Origin of the sequence: Nonomuraea sp. NPDC050404, from assembly GCF_040655495.1 — a bacterium.
Classification (GTDB): domain Bacteria; phylum Actinomycetota; class Actinomycetes; order Streptosporangiales; family Streptosporangiaceae; genus Nonomuraea.
Map to the genome: position 1 here is coordinate 98,580 of NZ_JBFAKB010000026.1, position 17,483 is coordinate 116,062.

Here is a 17,483-nt window from a genome sequence, read left to right on the forward strand (position 1 = left end):
TCTCAAGGAAGGTACCCCCCAAAAATGAAGCTCGGACGGGTGGTCGCGGCGGCGGCCCTCTTGGCGGTTGTCACCGCGTGTGGCTCAGGCACCACGACAGCGGGAGGAGGCGGCGGGGGGAAGGTCGGCATCGACCATCCGCGGGCCGACTCCGACTTCTGGAACTCCTACATCAAGTACGTCCCGCAGATGGCCGGCGAGCTCAAGGTGGACCTCATGCCCGCCACGAACTCGCAGAACGACGTGGCCAAGCTGGTCAACAACGTACAGGCGCTGACCGGCCAGGGCGCCAAGGTCATCGTCATGGCCCCGCAGGACACCGGCGCCATCGCCAACACGCTCACGCAACTGGAGAACAAGAAGATCCCGGTCGTGACCGTGGACACCCGTCCGGACAAGGGCAAGGTCTACATGGTCGTACGCGCCGACAACCGCGCGTACGGCACCAAGGCGTGCGAGTTCCTCGGCGAGAAGCTCGGCGGCAAGGGCAAGGTCGTGCAGCTCCAGGGCGCGCTCAGCTCGATCAACGGCCGTGACAGGTCGGAGGCGTTCCTGGAGTGCATGAAGAGCAAGTTCCCCGGCATCACGGTGTTCAGCGAGCCGACCGAGTGGGAGGGCAGCAAGGCGGCGTCCATGTTGCAGACCCGGCTGGAGCAGAACCCGGACATCAAGGGGATCTACATGCACGCGGGCGGCGTGCACCTGGCGCCGACGCTGCAGGTGCTCAAGCAGAAGGGCCTGCTGAGCCCACCGGACGACCCCAAGCACATCTTCGTGATCTCCAACGACGGGATCCCGCAGGAGTTCGAGGCGATCAGGAAGGGCGACATCGACGCGACCGTGTCGCAGCCGGCCGACCTGTACGCCAAGTACGCCCTCTTCTACGCCAAGGCCGCGGCCGAGGGCAAGACGTTCAAGCCGGGCCCGACCGACCACGACAGCGAGATCATCCAGCTCCCGAACGGCCTGGAGGACCAGCTCCCCGCGCCGCTGGTGACCAAGGAGAACGTGGATGACAAGGCCCTCTGGGGCAACCAGGTCAAGTAGATGAGCATTCACGTCGAAGCCAGCAACGTCGTCAAGCGTTACGGCCCGACCACCGCGCTGAACGGGGCGGAGATCGCCATCGCGGAGGGCGAGACGCATGCGCTCGTCGGCAGGAACGGCGCGGGCAAGTCCACCCTGGTGTCGATACTCACCGGGCTCCAGCGGCCGGACGAGGGCGAGGTGCGCTTCTCCGGGCGGGCCGCGCCCGCCCTGGCCGACCGCGACGCCTGGCGTCAGCGGGTGGCCTGCGTCTACCAGAAGTCCACGATCATCCCGGCGCTCACCGTGGCCGAGAACCTGTTCCTGAACCGCCAGTCGGACAAGGGGCAGAAGATCAACTGGCGGGCGCTGCGGGTCAGGGCGCGTGAGCTGCTGGACACGTACGAGGTGGAGGTCGACGCGCAGGCCCTGGCCGGGGACCTGAGCGTCGAGCAGCGCCAGCTCGTGGAGATCGCCCGCGCGTTGTCGTTCGGGGCCAGGTTCATCATCCTCGACGAGCCGACCGCCCGGCTCGACGGCCCGGCCATCGAGCGTCTGTTCTCGCGCATGCGGTCGCTGCGCGAGCAGGGCGTCACCATGATGTACATCTCCCACCACCTCGACGAGGTCTACGAGATCTGCCAGAGCGTCACCGTCTTCCGCGACGCACGGCACATCACGACCAGGCCGGTCGCCGAACTGCCGCACGACGAGCTGGTCGCGGCGATGACGGGCGAGGCCACGGCGGCGTACGAGGCGCGCGAGCACACGCCCGGCGAGCGGGTGGTGCTGTCCGGCGCGGGCCTCACACTTGCCGGGCGCTTCTCAGAAATCGATATCTCGGTACGTGAGGGTGAGGTCGTCGGCCTGGCGGGCTCCGCGAGCAGCGGCAAGGTCGGCCTGGCCGAGACCCTGGTCGGCCTGCGCAAACAGGACTCCGGCACCGTGACGGTCAACGGAGCCAAGGTCAGGCCGGGCGACGTGCCCGCCGCGCTGAGGGCCGGGCTCGGGTTCGTGCCAGAGGACCGCCACCACGAGGGTTTCGTCCCGCTGCTGTCAGTGGGGGAGAACGCCACGTTCCCCATCGCCCGCAAGCTGGGCCGGTACGGCATGGTCTCCCCGGCCCGCCGCCGTACCAAGGCCGAGCAGATGATCGAAACCCTGGACATCAAGACGGAAGGGCCCGACCAGCCCGTCGCCGACCTGTCCGGGGGAAACGCGCAGAAGGTCGTGTTCGCCCGCGCGCTGGTGGACGACCCGAACGTGCTGGTGGTGATCAACCCGACCGCCGGCGTGGACGTCAAGGCCAAGCAGGCGCTGCTCGGCGCCGTCGAGGACGCGGTCGAGCGCGGCGCGGGGGCCGTGGTGGTCTCCGACGAGCTCGACGACCTGCGGATCTGTGACCGGGTGCTGGTGATGTTCCACGGCAGGGTCGTCAGGGACCTGCCGCGTGGCTGGACCGACCACGAGCTCGTGGCCGTCATGGAAGGCATTGAAGAGTGACCACTTTGACTGCGCCGGCCCCCCGGGCGCGGCTGGCCAGGTTCCGCGACCTGACCCTCGTACCGGTGATCGTGATCCTGCTCGTCGTGGGTGCGATCCTGGACCCGACCTTCCTGACCGCGGGCAACCTGACGAACGTGTTGCAGCAGCAGGCGGCGATCTCGCTGCTCGTGCTGGCCGAGGCGATGATCCTGATCGCCGGCAAGTTCGACCTGTCGCTGGAGTCCACGGTCGGCACCGCGCCGGCCATCGCCGTGATGCTGGTGATCCCCGCGGCGGCGGGCGGGTTCGGCATCGGGCTCCCGGGAACGCTGGTGATCCCGCTGGCGCTGCTCGTCGGGGCGGCGATCGGCGCGTTCAACGGCTTCCTGATCATCAGGTTCCAGCTCTCCGCGTTCATCGTCACGCTCGCCATGCTGATCATCGTGCACGGCTTCCTGCAGGGGCCGACCGAGGGCAAGACGTTGTTCGAGCTGCCCGAGTCGATCCTCTACCTGGGCAGCGCCATCTGGCTCGGCCTGCCCGCGGCCATCTGGATCGCCGGAGTGTTGTTCGCGGCGGGCATCTTCGGGCTCGGCTACCTGCGCCTGGGCCGCTCGTTGTACGCGATCGGCGGAAACATCGACGCCGCCCGCGCCGCCGGCATCCGGGTGGACCGGGTGTTGTACGGCGTGTTCATCCTCGGCGGAACGCTGGCGGCGCTGGCCGGCATCCTGGAGACCGGCCGACTCGGCGCCATCGGCAACAACCAGGGCGTCGGCTGGATCTTCATGGTGTTCGCGGCGGCCGTCATCGGCGGCGTCAGCATGGACGGCGGCAAGGGCACGATCCTCGGCGCGCTCACCGGCGTGCTGGTGATCGGCCTGGTGCAGAACATCCTCACCCTCATCGGCGTCTCCGGCTTCTGGCAGCCGGTCATCTACGGCTCGATCATCCTCATCGCCCTGATGATCAGCCGGATCGCCGGTGGAAAGGCACAAGATTGATGGACCGACTATTGAAGGCGAAGGACTGATGGACCAGCGAGAACCGATCGACCTGCCCCGGCACGGCTTCGGCGGCGCACCGATCGGCAACCTGTACGACGAGGTGGCCGACGAGCAGGCCCGCGCCACGGTGGACGCCGCCTGGGAGAGCGGGGTGCGCCTGTACGACACCGCGCCCCACTACGGCCTTGGCCTGTCCGAGCGCCGCATGGGCGCGGCGCTGGCGGGCCGCTCCGGCTACGTGTTGTCCACGAAGGTCGGCCGCCTGCTGCGGCCCAAGGCGTCCGGCAACGGCCGCGACGACGACGTCTTCGAGGTGTCCGGCGACCTGGAACGGGTGTGGGACTTCTCCCGCGACGGCGTACGCGCCTCCCTGGACGACTCCCTGGACCGCCTCGGCCTGCCGGCCGTGGACATCGCCCTCATCCACGACCCCGACGACCACGTGGACCAGGCGATCGGCGAGGCGTACCCGGCACTGGCCGAACTGCGGGCAGAAGGCCGGATACGGGCGATCGGCGTCGGGATGAACCAGTGGCAGGCGCCGCTGCGCTTCGTCCGGGAGACCGACATCGACGTCGTCATGCTCGCGGGCCGCTACACGCTGCTCGACCAGTCGGGGTTGTCGTTCCTGGACGAATGCGCCAGGCGGGGCGTCAAGGTGCTGGCGGCCGGGGTGTTCAACAGCGGCATCCTGGCCACCCACGAGCCGTCGGGCACCTACAACTACGCGCCGGCGCCGGATGAGCTGATGGCGCGGGCGCGGCGAATCGCCCAGGTCTGCGAACGCCACGACGTCACCCTGCCCCACGCGGCCATGGCCTTCCCGCTGCGCCATCCGGCGATCGCCACGATCGTCCTGGGGGCGCGAGCCCCGGAGGAGGTCAGGCGCAACGCCGAGTTGTGGTCGCGGCCGGTGCCGGACGCGTTGTGGGAGGACCTGGCCTCGGAGGGCCTGGTGTCCGCGAAGGGATAGCGGGGTAACGGCCGGTCAGCGTCGTGGGTGGCTCAGCGCTGACCGGCACGTGGGTCAGGATGGGATGAAGAGCCAGGACTTCGACGGGCCCGGCTCGTACGGCGAGTCCAGTCGCTTGGCGACCACCCCGGGCAGCCCCTGCTCGCGTGCCGCCTTCCGCACCGGCCCCGGCTCGCCGGGCCAGGACGGGGCCGTCTGCCAGTGGGCGCCGGTCAGGTCCAGGGCCTCCAGGGCCGCGCGTCGCGTCGTGTACGGCTCGCCGACCAGGGAGTGGCCGTCGTCGTACAGGAGGTCGTAGAAGAGGAGGATCTCCGCGCCGCCGAGCGTGGCCACTTCGCCGTCCAGCACCGCCGTGCGGCTGCCGAACGACTCCGCCAGGTCGCGCAGCCAGGGATGCTCGCGGGCGGCGTCCGTACGGCCTCCGTCGATGGGGACCAGGAGCCGGCGTCCGCCCCAGGCGAACTCGAAGGCGTAGGCGGAGGCGTCCTTCGGCGGCTTGACGCGGTCGGTGGGCCGCATGGGAGAAAGCGGCGGGAACGGGTCGCGGACGGCCGAGCCCATGCGGTGGATCATCCAGTTCTTGCCGCGCGTCCGGAAGAGCACGAACCGGCCGGCGGCGCGCTCGCCGTGCAGGACGAACTTGACCTCGCGTTCCGACCACTTTTCCGTGTCGTACGTGCCGGTGTCCCAGACGGTCATGGTGCCGCCGCCGTACTCACCCTTGGGGATCTCGCCGTGGAAGGTGAGGTACTCCATGGGATGGTCCTCGGTGTGGACGGCCAGGTGGTTGGTGCCGGGGTCGGCGGGCAGGCCCTTGGGGACGGCCCAGGAGACCAGGACGCCGTCGCGCTCCAGGCGCAGGTCCCAGTGCAGGGAGCGCGCGTGGTGCTCCTGGATGACGAACGCGTTTCCGCCGGGGGCGGGGGAGTGGGCGTCGGGGACGGGCTCCGGGGTACGTTTCGGGTCGCGTTTGCTCCGGTATTTCGAGAGTTTGTCGGACACAAGAGCCGTACTACCCGCTGCCGCGCGCCCGCATCATCGGCAGCTGAGTCCTCCGATGTATGGTTCAGGTTCGGAGATCCTGGGTTCCGATGACCTTGATCGGCCGCGCGCACGGCCACCTGGACCTGTTGATCAACAACGCCGCCATCAGCCGCGGCCACGACCACCCGCCGAGCGAGATGCCGGTGGCCGAACTGCGTGAGGTCTACGAGACGAACGTGCTCGGCGTCGTCACCGTGACCAACGCCATGCTCCCGCTCCTGCGCAGGTCGCCGGCCGGCCGCATCGCGAACGTCTCCTCCGGCCTCGGCACGGTCGCCTTCCTCACCGGCCCCGACCCGGACCCCGAGATGCGCCCCTACGTCACCCTGCTCGGCTACAACTCCTCCAAGGCCGCGCTCAACGCCATCACCCTCATGTACGCCGCCGAACTGCGCGACACGCCCATCACCGTGAACGCCGTCTCGCCCGGCTTCTGCGCCACCGACCTGAACGGCCACCGCGGCGTGCTGACCGCGGCGGAGGGCGGGGCACACGTCGCCCGCCAGGCCACCCTCCCCGATGCCCCGACCGGAGCCTTCCTCAGCGAGCGGGGCGGCACCTACCCATACTGATGATCGGGATCAGCCCGGCTCCAGGGCCCGAGTAGCCACGGCTCCACGCCCGCCAAATCGGAATCGGTCCAGATCCAAGGCCCCGCGCAGCCACGACGCCAATTGGGATCAGTCCAGCTCCAGCGCTCTGCGCAGCCACGACTCCACGCCCGCCACGTGCACCGTCGCCCAGGAGCGGGCGACGTCGGCCTGGCGGGCGGCGATGGCCTCGTAGATCGCGGTGTGCTGCTCCCTGGTCTTCTCCATCGCGCCCTCCTGCGTGAGCCCTCGCCAGATCCTCGCGCGGGTGGTCGGCCCCGACAGGCTCTCGATGAACGAGCACAACACGCTGTTGCCAGAACCCTGCGCGATCCGGAGGTGGAACTGCAGGTCGTTGGCCACCAACTCCTCCACCGTGGGCCGGGCCGGCAGCGACTCCAGGATGTGCCGCAGATCCTCGATGTCGGCCTCGGTCATCTGCGTGGCGGCCATCGCCGTGGCGGCCGGCTCCAGGATCCTGCGCACCTCGAAGAACTGGATCACCGTGTCGTCGCGGTGCAGGTCGAGCACGAACGACATGGTGTCCAGCAGCAGGCGCGGCTCCAGGCTGGTGACGTACGTGCCGTCGCCCTGCCGCACGTCCAGCACGTTGATCAGCGACAGCGCGCGTACGGCCTCGCGCAGCGAGTTGCGTGACAACCCGAGCCGTTCGGCCAGGTCGGCCTCCTTGGGCAGCCGGTCTCCCGGGGCCAGTTCGCCGGAGACAATCATCTGCTTGATCTTGTCAATGGCCGCGTCGGTGACCGCCACACTTCTCTCCCTAGACATCGGATGTCTAGGAGTCTATGGCTTGGAAGCGGACTGGATCGACACCTGCGAGGCGTCGGATTTGCCGCCTGGCCTCCAAAGTACGCAGATGGGCCGCCGCCTCCCCGGCCGCCATGCCTTTCAGCACGGGAGCCAGCTCCTCCCATGGCCTGTTCCACGTCATCATGGCTGCGACCTCCCAGATGGTCAGCGGTTGCGGCCGCTGGGCCAGGAGGGCGCGCAGCCGTTCGAGCTTCTCCTCGTGATGGTGGCGGATCTGGACGGCGCGTGCGGCCACATCGGGAAATATCCACTCATGGGCGGGGAGGGCGTCCAGGGGGCCGAGGTCGCTCACGCGGTCCAGGGACGTCATGAAGTCGCCCAGCGGGTCGATGTCGTCGCGGTCGTAAGGATAGATGCCGACGTGTGGCGTGATGTCGGGCAGTACGTGGTCGCCGGTGAACAGCCGGTCGGCGTCCTCCAGGTGCAGGCAGATGTGTCCGGGCGTGTGGCCGGGGGTGTGCACGGCGCGCAGCCTGCGGCCCGGCAGGTCCACCAGGTCACCGTCGCGCAGCTCGCGGTCGGGCAGCGCGGGCGGGGCGGGACGGTCGCCCATGATCTTCCCGGTCTCGCGCGGGTCGGCGCCGGCCCGCCTGAGCATGTCGGTCTGGAAGTCGTCGTGGGCGCGGCCGGCGTACTCGGTCATGAGCCTGACCAGCGCCGCGTCGTCCTGGTGCATGGCGATCCAGCCGCCGGACACCTCCCTGACCCGCCCGGCCAGCCCGGCGTGGTCGGGATGAAAATGGGTGACGACCACCCCGCTCACCGCGCTCACGTCCAGCCCCAGCGCCGTGAGACCGCCGCTGAGCGCCTCCCAGGCGTCGGGGTGGTTCCAGCCCGCGTCGACCAGTACCGGGCCGTTCGGGGAGTCGATGGCGTAGACGAGCGTGTAGCCGAGCGGGTTGCCGGGTATCGGCACCGGGACGCTCCACACCCCGCCGCCGAGGTCCTGCGGACGTTGCTCGGCGTACGGCCGGCGCCTGGTCTTCATCTGCCCCCGATTCGATGTGCATGTGCATGTGCGTGGGTCGCGCGGCTGTGGGTCCGATCGTCGCAGAGCGCCGAGGAGGGTGATCGGATACGTGTTCAGCCGATCCGTTCAAGAATCGTTGCCGTGGCCAGTGCTCCGCCCGCGCACATCGTGATCAGCGCGGTGGTCGAGTCCGAGCGTTCCAGTTCGTGCAGCGCGGTGGTGATCAGCCGGGCGCCCGTGGCGCCGACCGGATGGCCGAGCGCGATCGCGCCGCCGTTGACGTTGACCCGGTCGAGGTCGGGCTCGTGCGCGCCCGCCCACGACAGCACCACCGACGCGAACGCCTCGTTGACCTCGAACCTGTCCAGGTCCCCGATCGTCATGCCGGCCGCCGCCAGCACGCGGGCCGTGGCCTCCACGGGCCCGTCCAGGTGGTAGTACGGCTCCGCCCCGACCAGCGCCTGCGCCAGGATCCTGGCCCTGGGCCGCAGCCCGTGCCGCCGCGCCGCCCGTTCGCTGGTCAGCAGCACGGCCGCCGCGCCGTCGGAGATCTGCGAGGAGGTGCCGGCCGTGTGCAGCCCGCCCTCGGCCACCGGCTTCAGTGTGGCGAGGGCCTCGGGGGTGGTCTCGCGTAACCCCTGGTCCCTGCGTACGTCGCCGACGGGGATGATCTCCCGCTCGAACCGCCCGTCCGCCCACGCCTTGCCCGCCAGCCGCTGCGAGCGTGCCCCGAACCAGTCGAGCCGCTCGCGCGTGAGCCCGCGCCGCCGCGCGATCCGTTCGGCGGCGGTGAACTGGTTGGGCAGGTCGATGCTCCAGTCGTCCGGCCTGGGCTTGGCGGGCCGCACGTTGCTGCCCAGCGGCGCCCGGCTCATGATCTCGACCCCGCAACCGACGCCGACCTCGATCGCGCCCGCGCCGATCATCGCCGCCGCCAGGTGCACCGCCTGCTGCGAGGAGCCGCACTGGGCGTCCACGGTGGTGACGCCGGTCCGGTGGGGCAGACCGGCGTACAGCCACGCGTAGCGGCCGACGTGACCGCCCTGCTCGCCGGCCTGGGTGACGCAGCCCGCGAAGACCTGCTCGACGAACGCTGGATCGAGCCCGGAACGCCCCACCAGCCCGTTCAGCGCGATGGCCAGAACCTGTTGCGCTTTGAGCCCGGACAGCCAGCCGTCTCGCTTGCCGATGGGGGTGCGTACGGCCTCGACTATCACTGGTGTGCCCATGGCCGCCTCCAGAACGATGCTCTGGCGCGACTGTAACGCGTTCTACTTTGTTTCGGAAGCCTCCCACTTGGCCGGCAGCTCGAACTTCTCGAACAGCGACTCCTCGAAGAACATGCCGACATGGCTGAGCTGATCGCCGGAGAAGGTCAGCACCATGATGGCGAACTGCCCGTAGACGCCGTCCTGGCGGTGGTAGACGGCGAAGGCCGGCTGACCGTTGGCCGCGACCGGCACGAGCTTGAGATCGCCGGGACCCTCGGCGGGACACTGCCCCTTGACGAGCCGCACGATCGTCTCCGGCCCCTGGTACCAGCCGACGAACGGCGGCATCTCCCAGACGGCGTCCTGGGTGAACATCCCCACGAGGTCGTCGATGTCGTAGCTCTCGAACGCCGCGACATAGCGGTCGAGCTGGTCGCGCTGCTCCTGCGTCAGCGGCTCGACCGGGTCGTCGAGGCTCGGCGAGACCTCCTCCAGCTGCGCCCTGGCCCGCTGGAGCGCGCTGTTGACGGCCGCGACGGAGGTGCCGACGGCCTCGGCCACCTCGGCGGCCTTCCATCTGAGCACGTCACGCAGGATCAGCACCGCGCGCTGCCTGGGTGGCAGGTGTTGCAGCGCGGCGATCAGCGCGAGCCTGACGCTCTCGCGCGAGGTGACGATGGCGGCCGGGTCGTCGGCGCCCACGCCCGTCATGGCGTCGGGCATCGGCTCCAGCCACGGCACCTCCGTGTCGGTCACCAGGGGAGCCTGCGCCTCCAGGCTCGGGGCGCCGAGGCCGGTCGGCAGGGGGCGCTTGCCGCGGCTCTCCAGCGCGGTCAGGCACGTGGTCGTGGCGATGCGGTAGAGCCAGGTGCGCAGCGAGGAACGCCCCTCGAAGTTGTCGTAGGCCCGCCACGCGCGCAGATAGGTCTCCTGCACCTGGTCCTCGGCGTCGTGCACCGAGCCCATCATGCGGTAGCAGTGCGCCAGCAGCTCACGCCGCATCGGGTCAGCCAGCCGGAGGAAGTCCTCGTTCGTCGGCTTGTCGGTCATGCCCCCTGTATAGCCCCCGCCACCGACAGAAAGAAAGAATCCCCAGCTTCAGCCCGGTTTCAGATGTCGGCGAGGAGGCGCGCGGCCGCGGTTTCGATGCGCCGCTGGATCTGGTCGTACGTACGCCGCCCGCGCAACATCTCCAGCAACTCCTGCACCCACACGCTGGACAGCGACCCGGCGAGGTCGGCCTGCTCCTCGCTGGCCTCCTCCAGGGTCAGCCCGTCGGCGGAGACGCGCAGCAGCAGCCCCGTCATGCGGTCGCCGAACGGGGTCTGCACCTCGGCCAGGATCAGCGACCTGATGAGCGCGTCGGCCAGCTCGGGCTCGCGCATGAGCCCGCGGGTGGCCCGCATGAGCACGTCCACCGCCCGGCTGGAGGGGGTGGCGGCTCCCGGCGGGCGGCGTTCGATGCTGCTCTCCAGCAGGTCGATCTCCTCGCCGACCACGGCGACGACGAGGTCCATCTTGGAGGGGAAGTATCGATAGAGCGTGCCAAGCGCCACGCCCGCGCGCTCGGCCACCGTACGCATCTGCATGGCCTCGACCCCGCCGCGGGAGGCCAGTGCGGCGGCGGCCTGGACGATGCGCTTGCGGCGTTGGTGCTGGCTGCGCGTACGGACGCTGTGCCCGCCCGTCGTGGCGTGGCTCTCCATGGTCCCCTCGGGTTCGCTGGGGGGCGAGGCGACTGACGCCTGCGTGGTACGCATAAGAACACGTTATCTGATTTCTCGATAACGCGGCTTGTTACTCGCGGGTCACAAACCTGCCGTAAAGGCCCATGTCTGGGGCGTTACAGGGATATATACCTCTTTATCGTCCGGGCTGGATACTGGACAGCTATTAGAATCTGTTCTAGTTTGCGAATCGGCTCACCAAGCGCTTGTCTGGAGAGGACTGGGGCGATGACCGCCGACACGCTCACCTCCCTGCTGCTCGCACGGGCCGCGGACGACCGGCCGGGGCTGGTGTTCGACGGCAGGGTGTGGTCGTGGCGCGAGCACGTCGCCGCCTGCCGGGCCGCCGGACGGTGGCTGTCCGTGCGCGGGGCGGGCACGCACGTCGGGGTGCTCAGTGAGAACGTTCCCGAACTGGTCTTCCTCATCGGTGGCGCGGCGCTGGCCGGGCATGTGGTGGTCGCGCTGAACCCGACGCGGGCAGTGGACGAGTTGGTCCGCGACGCCCGCGCGACGGACGTGTCCCTCCTCCTCGCGGACGGCCCTTACCTGGGGGTCGCGCGGGAGGTGGCCGAGGCCCTGGGCGTCGCGATGCTCCCGCTGGCCGAGGCTCTGGGCGCTGCAGCGGAACCGGAGGCCGAAACAGAAGCGGAGGCCACAACAGAAGCGGAGGCCACAACAGCCGAGGAAGCCGGAGCCGCCGTGCCCGAGGAGGTCGGGGTCGCAGGGCCCGAGGAGGCCGGGGTCGCCGTGCCCGAGGAGGCCGGGGTCGCAGGGCGTACAGGGGTCGATTCTGCGGGCTTGGTGATGTTGATCTTCACCTCCGGCACGTCAGGACGGCCGCGCGCCGTGCGGATCACGCAGCGGAAGCTGGCCGTGCCCGGGGTCAGCCTGGCGGCGCTGCTCACCCCCGAGGACGTCGTGTACTGCTCGATGCCGCTGTTCCACTCCGGCGCGCTGATGGCCGCCTACGCCCCGGCCGTGGCGTCGGGGGCGGCGCTGGTGTTGCGGCGGCGGTTCTCGGCCTCGGGGCTGCTGCCCGACATCAGGCGATACGGCTGTACGTACCTCCACTACGTCGGCAAGGCGCTCTCCTACGCCCTGGCCACCCCCGAGCGCCCCGACGACGCCGACAACCCGCTCAGGGTCGCCTTCGGGAACGAGGGCGGCGCGCTGGCCACGAAGAGGTTCGGGGAGCGGTTCGGCTGCGGGGTCATCGACGCCTTCGGCTCCACCGAGACCGCCATCTCGCTCACGCCCGACCCGTCAGGCCCGCCCGGCTGCCTGGGCCGCCTGCCCGCGGGCGTGGACATCCTCGACCCCGCCACCGGCAAGCCCTGCCGGCCGGCCCTGATCGAGGACGGCCGCCTGCTCAATCCGGACGAGGCCGTCGGCGAGCTGGTCAACACGGCCGGGCTTGGGTTGTTCGAGGGCTACTACAACGACCCGGAGGCCGACGCCGAACGGATCAGGGACGGCGCGTTCTGGTCCGGCGACCTGGCGTACATGGATCCCGGCGGCTATGTCTTCTTCGCCGGGCGGGGCACCGAGCGGCTGCGCGTGGACGGCGAGAACCTGGCCGTGGCCCCGATCGAGATGGCGCTGCGGGAGTTCGGCGGGGTGGTGGAGGCGGCGGTCTACCCGGTGCCCGATCCGGTGGCGGGCGATCGGGTCATGGCGGCGCTCGTACTGGAAGGGGACTTCGACCCCGCCGCCTTCGCGGCGTTCCTGGCCGCGCGGCGGGATCTGGGCGTGAAGTCATTACCTCGATATATCCGCATCTGTCGGGAGTTGCCGCTGACGCCTTCGCACAAGGTCATCAAGCGGCACCTCGCCCGCGAGGCGTGGCGCACCACCGACGCCGTCTGGCGGCGCGCCGGTGACCTGACGTTCGGGCCGCTGACGGCGGCGGAGGTCGAGGGGATCGAGGAGGAATTCGTACGGCACGGCAGGCACCACCTCTTGGAGAAGTAGTGGATTTCAACCTGGACGAAACCCAGCAGGACCTGAAGAAGCTGGCCGCCGAGGTACTAACCAGGCAGGGCGATGAGGAGCGGCTGTGGCAGGCCGGGCTGATGAGCGTGTGCGTGCCGGAGGAGGCGGGCGGCGCCGGGCTCGGGCCGGTGGAGATGGCCGTGGTGCTGAGGGAGACAGGCGCGCGGGCGGCCACGGCCGGGGCGTTGCCGACGCTGGCGGGCACGCTGGTACTGGCCCGCCACGGCACCCCCGACCAGCAGCGGCGCTGCACCGGCCCGGTCACCCTCGCCCTGCGCGAACCGGGCCACGCCCTCGCCGCCCCGCCCACGACCACCGCTCACCCGCCCACTCACCGCGCGGGTGCGGCTGGGGAGGAGGCGGGCGGCCCGGGTGCCGTTGTGCCGGAGGGTGGGTGGCGGTTGAGCGGGCGCAAGGTGTCCGTGCCGTATCCCGGGGCCGACGTGCTGGTCACCGCCGACGAAGGGTTGTTCCTGGTGGCGTCGCCGGCCGCGACGGCCGAGTACACCTCCACGGGGGAGCCCGCCGGCACGATCGTGCTCGACGACACCCCGGCGGAACGGGTGGCGGGTCCCGAGGCGGCCGGCGACGCGCGGCGGATCTTCACCGCGGCCGTCGCGGCCCAGGCCAGCGGGGTACTGGCCGGGGCGCTGGAGCTGACCACCGCCTACATCAGGCAGCGCAAACAGTTCGGGCGGGCGCTGGCCGAGTTCCAGGCGGTGACCATGCAGATCGCCGACGTCTACATCGCCGGCCGGGCGCTGGACGTGGCCATGTGGTCGGCGGTCTGGCGGCTGGGCGAGGGGTTGCCGGTCGAGGAGGACCTGGCGCTGGCCGCGTACCACGTCGGTGAGGCGCTCAAGGCCCTGCACACCTGCCAGCACCTGCACGGCGGGCTGGGGCTCGACGTGACCTACCCGCTGCACCGCTACTTCGCCCAGGCCAAGCACCTGTCCCACCTGCTCGGCGGCGCCGACGCCCAGCTCGACCTGATCGGAGCGCGTCTCTGATGTTCATCGACCTGACCCCGGCGCAGCGCTCACTCAGGGACGAACTGCGCGAGTACTTCCGGGGCTGCCTCACCGCCGAGGATCGCGCGAAGATCAACGAGGATCCGTTCGGCGGGGCGTACATGGAGCACTGCCGCCGCCTCGGACGCGACGGCAAGCTGGGGCTCGGCTGGCCGAAGGAGTACGGCGGAGGCGGCTACGGCCCCCTGGAGCAGCAGATCTTCGCCAACGAGATAGCCCGCGCCGCGGTGCCGTACCCGATCATCACGGTGCAGACCGTCGGCCCCACGATCATGCAGTACGGGACGCCGCGCCAGAAGGAGCTCTTCCTGCCGCGCATCCTGGCCGGCGAGTGCCACTTCGCGATCGGCTACAGCGAGCCGGAGGCGGGCACGGACCTGGCCTCGCTGCGTACCACGGCGGTGCTCGACGGCGACCACTACGTCGTCAACGGCCAGAAGGTCTTCACCAGCGGCGCGCACTACGCCCAGTACATCTGGCTGGCCGCGCGCACCAACCCCGAGGCCAAGAAGCACAAGGGCATCACGATGATGATCGCCGGCACCGAGGACCCCGGCTTCTCGTGGACCCCGATCATGACCATGGACGGCCGCCACCACACCAACGCCACCTACTACTCCGACGTACGCGTCCCGGTGGACATGGTGGTCGGCGAGGTGGACCGCGGCTGGGACCTGATCGTCAACCAGCTCAACCACGAACGCGTCACGCTCGGCCCCGCCGGCAACCTCGGCCAGACCTACGACCGTTTCCGCGCCTGGGCCCGCCGCACGGGGCTGGACGCCGAGCCGGACGTACGGCGGGCGCTGGCCAGGGTGTGGGCGGCCTTCCGGACCAACGAACTGCTGAACTGGCAGGTGGCGGCCAACATGGATCTCGGCTGGCTGGGCGCGCCGGACGCCTCCGCCACCAAGATCTACGGCTCCGAGCGCATGCAGGAGGTCGGCAGGATCGTCGGCGACGTCCTGGCCAGGTACGGCGACCCGGCCGATCCCGAGACGGCCGAGTTCATCGAACGTCTGGACCGCGGGGTCAAGGGGGCCGTGGTGCTGACCTTCGGCGGCGGCGTGAACGAGGTGCAGCGCGAGCTGATCGCAATGCTCGGCCTGAACCTGCCGAGGCCGCCGCGATGACCGAGCGCGAGACGATGACCGAGCGCGAGACGATGACCGACGAAGAGCTGCATGAGCTGGCGGTCAAGCAGACGGCGCTGGGCGAGGTGCGCGGCGTCCCGGCCGCCGACCCCGTGAACGTCCCCATGATCAGGCACTGGCTGACCGCCATGGGCGACGCGAATCCCGTCTATCTTGAACGCGGCCTGGCCCCGCCCGCGATGGCCCAGGTCTGGACCATGCCGGGGCTGGCCAGACGGGAGAAGGACCGCTCGCCGGTGGACGACATGCTCGCCGCGCTCGACGACAACGGCTACACGGGCGTGGTGGCGACGAACTGCGAGCAGACCTACCGCCGTTACCTGCGGGTGGGGGAGCGTCTCACCTCCGCGACCAGGTTCTCCGGCCTGGCGGGTCCGAAGCGGACGGCCCTGGGCGTGGGTTACTTCGCCACGTGGCACATCACCTGGTACACCGAGGACGACGAGCCGGTCGCCGACATGCTCTTCCGAATACTGAAATTTCGCCCGGCCAAGAAGGAGAGCCTGCCGCCGTACCCCCTCCAGCCCGCGATCAACCAGGACACGGCGTTCTTCTGGGAGGGCGCGGAACGCGGCGAGTTGCGCATCCAGTGTTGCGCCGACTGCGGCGAGTTGCGCCATCCGCCCGGCCCGCTCTGCCCCCACTGCCGCTCGGCCGAGCGCACCTACACGCTCGCGACCGGCACGGGCACCCTGTTCAGCTACGTCGTGCACCACCATCCGCCCGTGCCGGGCCGGGAGACGCCGTTCGTGGTGGGCGTGGTGGAGCTGCCGGAGGGCGTACGGATCGTGGGCAACGTCGTGGACTGCCCCATCGAGGAAGTGGAGATCGGCATGCCGCTGCGCGTGACGTACCGCGCCATGGACGACCGGCTCGTCCTGCCCATGTGGAGGCCCGAGTGATCGGCACCGCACTGCCCGAGTTGTCCGTCGAGCTGACCCCCACCATGGTCGTCTCCACGGCCCTGGCCACCATGGACCACACTCCGGTGCACCACGACACGGCGCTGGCCCGCGCGCAGGGCTCGAAGGACATCTTCCTCAACATCCTGACCACCATGGGCCTGGTCGAGCGCTACGTCACCGACTGGGCGGGACCGACTGCCGTCATCGAGGGCATCGCCGTCAAGCTGGGCGTGCCCGCGTACGCCGGCGACCGCCTGACCTTCACCGGCAAGGTCGTGGCGGGCGACGGCGACCGGCTGACCATCGAGGTGCGCGGCACGGTGAGCCTGGGCGACCACGCCACCGGCACCGTCACCTTCCTGCGCGGGGAGGGCTGATGCGCACCGCCATCGCGGGCATCGGCGCGACCGACTTCAGCAAGGACTCGGGACGTTCGGAGCTGCGCCTGGCGGCCGAGGCCGTGCTGGCGGCGCTCGACGACGCGGGCCTGCCGCCCGGCGACGTGGACGGCCTGGTCACCTTCAGTCAGGACGCCAACCAGGAGATCGCCGTGGCCAGGGAGACCGGCATCGGCGAGCTGACCTTCTTCTCCCGCGTCGAGTACGGCGGCGGCGCGGCCTGCGGCACCGTCGCGCACGCGGCCATGGCCGTGGCCACCGGCGCGGCCCGTACGGTGGTCTGCTACCGGGCCTTCAACGAGCGCTCCGGCCGCCGTTTCGGCCGGCCGAACGCGGGCCTGACCGCCCAGCCCTCCTCCCAGGGCCTGGAGATGAGCTGGCACGTGCCGTTCGGGCTGATGACGCCGGCGGCCTGGGTGGCCATGTTCGCGCGGCGCTACATGCATGCCTACGACGCCACCTCCGAGGACTTCGGCCGGGTGGCGGTGGCCATGCGCAGGCACGCGGCCACCAACCCGGCCGCCTGGTTCCACCGGCGACCCATCACGCTGGAGGAGCACCAGGCGTCGCGGTGGATCGTGGAGCCGCTGCGGCTGCTCGACTGCTGCCAGGAGAGCGACGGGGCGGTGGCCCTGGTCGTGACCTCCGAGGAACGGGCCCGCGACCTGCGCCGATCCCCGGCGGTGATCACGGCCGCGGCTCAGGGCGCGGGGGCGGGGCAGATGATGATGACCAGCTACTACCGTGACGACATGACGGGCCTTCCAGAGATGTCCGTCGTCGGCCGCCGCCTCTGGGAGACCTCGGGCCTGTCGCCCGCCGACATCCAGACCGCCATCCTGTACGACCACTTCACCCCGTTCGTCCTGACCCAGCTCGAAGAACTCGGCTTCTGCGGACCCGGCGAGGCTCCCGGCTTCCTCGCGGACGGCGGCATCGAACTGGACGGACGCCTGCCCGTCAACCCGCACGGCGGACAACTCGGGGAGGCCTACATCCACGGCATGAACGGCATCGCCGAGGCCGTGCGCCAGGTCAGGGGCACGGCCGTCAACCAGCTCCCGGCAGTCACGAACGTTCTCGTGACCGCCGGGACCGGCGTGCCGACCAGCGGGCTGATCCTGTCCGCGGGGTGA

Annotated in this window: 17 protein-coding genes; 11 read left to right on the plus strand and 6 right to left on the minus strand. The window is 70.4% G+C overall.

The annotated features are described in order from the left end of the window. Window positions 1-24 precede the first annotated feature (24 nt). Genes AB0I81_RS48485 through AB0I81_RS48500 form a run of 4 tightly spaced genes read left to right on the plus strand, consistent with a single transcriptional unit; the run spans window position 25 to window position 4,491 of the window. Window positions 25-1,047, plus strand: a complete 1,023-nt coding sequence (locus tag AB0I81_RS48485) for a sugar ABC transporter substrate-binding protein (protein ID WP_360673214.1) — start codon at window positions 25-27, stop codon at window positions 1,045-1,047. Continuing rightward, on the plus strand, window positions 1,048-2,529 hold the full coding sequence (locus AB0I81_RS48490) for a sugar ABC transporter ATP-binding protein (RefSeq protein ID WP_360673217.1): 1,482 nt from the start codon (window positions 1,048-1,050) through the stop codon (window positions 2,527-2,529). Further along, window positions 2,526-3,515, plus strand: a complete 990-nt coding sequence (locus AB0I81_RS48495) for an ABC transporter permease (protein WP_360673220.1) — start codon at window positions 2,526-2,528, stop codon at window positions 3,513-3,515. Before AB0I81_RS48490 ends, AB0I81_RS48495 begins: the two co-directional genes overlap by 4 nt. Window positions 3,516-3,543: 28 nt before the next feature. After that, window positions 3,544-4,491, plus strand: a complete 948-nt coding sequence (locus AB0I81_RS48500) for an aldo/keto reductase (protein ID WP_360673223.1) — start codon at window positions 3,544-3,546, stop codon at window positions 4,489-4,491. A 54-nt stretch (window positions 4,492-4,545) separates the two neighbouring features. Here AB0I81_RS48500 and AB0I81_RS48505 read toward each other — a convergent pair whose 3' ends face one another. Then, window positions 4,546-5,493 (minus strand): DNA polymerase ligase N-terminal domain-containing protein, encoded by a 948-nt coding sequence (locus AB0I81_RS48505; RefSeq protein WP_360673226.1) that lies wholly within the window; start codon window positions 5,491-5,493, stop codon window positions 4,546-4,548. A gap of 89 nt (window positions 5,494-5,582) precedes the next feature. Here AB0I81_RS48505 and AB0I81_RS48510 point away from each other — a divergent pair, with 89 nt between their 5' ends. Further along, on the plus strand, window positions 5,583-6,107 hold the full coding sequence (locus AB0I81_RS48510; RefSeq protein ID WP_360673229.1) for an SDR family NAD(P)-dependent oxidoreductase: 525 nt from the start codon (window positions 5,583-5,585) through the stop codon (window positions 6,105-6,107). A 108-nt stretch (window positions 6,108-6,215) separates the two neighbouring features. Here AB0I81_RS48510 and AB0I81_RS48515 read toward each other — a convergent pair whose 3' ends face one another. The 5 genes from AB0I81_RS48515 to AB0I81_RS48535 form a co-directional block, all read right to left on the minus strand. Next, the gene (locus AB0I81_RS48515; RefSeq protein ID WP_360673232.1) at window positions 6,216-6,896 is read right to left on the minus strand and encodes a FadR/GntR family transcriptional regulator; all 681 of its coding nucleotides are present in this window, start codon (window positions 6,894-6,896) and stop codon (window positions 6,216-6,218) included. A gap of 25 nt (window positions 6,897-6,921) precedes the next feature. Beyond that, window positions 6,922-7,944 (minus strand): MBL fold metallo-hydrolase, encoded by a 1,023-nt coding sequence (locus AB0I81_RS48520; RefSeq protein ID WP_360673235.1) that lies wholly within the window; start codon window positions 7,942-7,944, stop codon window positions 6,922-6,924. A 95-nt stretch (window positions 7,945-8,039) separates the two neighbouring features. Further along, window positions 8,040-9,155, minus strand: a complete 1,116-nt coding sequence (locus AB0I81_RS48525; protein WP_360673238.1) for a steroid 3-ketoacyl-CoA thiolase — start codon at window positions 9,153-9,155, stop codon at window positions 8,040-8,042. Window positions 9,156-9,197: 42 nt separating this feature from the next. Then, on the minus strand, window positions 9,198-10,187 hold the full coding sequence (locus AB0I81_RS48530) for a sigma-70 family RNA polymerase sigma factor (RefSeq protein ID WP_360673241.1): 990 nt from the start codon (window positions 10,185-10,187) through the stop codon (window positions 9,198-9,200). 59 nt (window positions 10,188-10,246) lie between these two features. Next, the gene (locus tag AB0I81_RS48535) at window positions 10,247-10,897 is read right to left on the minus strand and encodes a TetR family transcriptional regulator (protein WP_360673244.1); all 651 of its coding nucleotides are present in this window, start codon (window positions 10,895-10,897) and stop codon (window positions 10,247-10,249) included. 195 nt (window positions 10,898-11,092) lie between these two features. Between AB0I81_RS48535 and AB0I81_RS48540 the strand changes: the two genes are divergently transcribed. The 6 genes from AB0I81_RS48540 to AB0I81_RS48565 are packed head-to-tail and all read left to right on the plus strand — an operon-like array spanning window position 11,093 to window position 17,483. Further along, window positions 11,093-12,838 (plus strand): AMP-binding protein, encoded by a 1,746-nt coding sequence (locus tag AB0I81_RS48540; protein WP_360673247.1) that lies wholly within the window; start codon window positions 11,093-11,095, stop codon window positions 12,836-12,838. After that, a complete protein-coding gene (locus AB0I81_RS48545; protein ID WP_360673250.1) occupies window positions 12,838-13,869 on the plus strand; it encodes an acyl-CoA dehydrogenase family protein in 1,032 nt (343 codons plus the stop codon). The genes AB0I81_RS48540 and AB0I81_RS48545 overlap by 1 nt, the downstream gene beginning before the upstream one ends. Further along, window positions 13,869-15,023 (plus strand): acyl-CoA dehydrogenase family protein, encoded by a 1,155-nt coding sequence (locus AB0I81_RS48550; protein WP_360673253.1) that lies wholly within the window; start codon window positions 13,869-13,871, stop codon window positions 15,021-15,023. Before AB0I81_RS48545 ends, AB0I81_RS48550 begins: the two co-directional genes overlap by 1 nt. Beyond that, window positions 15,020-15,946: a bifunctional MaoC family dehydratase N-terminal/OB-fold nucleic acid binding domain-containing protein gene (locus AB0I81_RS48555; RefSeq protein WP_360673256.1), complete on the plus strand. Its 927-nt coding sequence runs from the start codon at window positions 15,020-15,022 to the stop codon at window positions 15,944-15,946. The genes AB0I81_RS48550 and AB0I81_RS48555 overlap by 4 nt, the downstream gene beginning before the upstream one ends. Further along, entirely contained in the window at window positions 15,943-16,326 is a 384-nt protein-coding gene (locus AB0I81_RS48560) for a MaoC/PaaZ C-terminal domain-containing protein (RefSeq protein ID WP_360673259.1), read from the plus strand. The genes AB0I81_RS48555 and AB0I81_RS48560 overlap by 4 nt, the downstream gene beginning before the upstream one ends. After that, entirely contained in the window at window positions 16,326-17,483 is a 1,158-nt protein-coding gene (locus tag AB0I81_RS48565) for a lipid-transfer protein (RefSeq protein WP_360673261.1), read from the plus strand. Before AB0I81_RS48560 ends, AB0I81_RS48565 begins: the two co-directional genes overlap by 1 nt.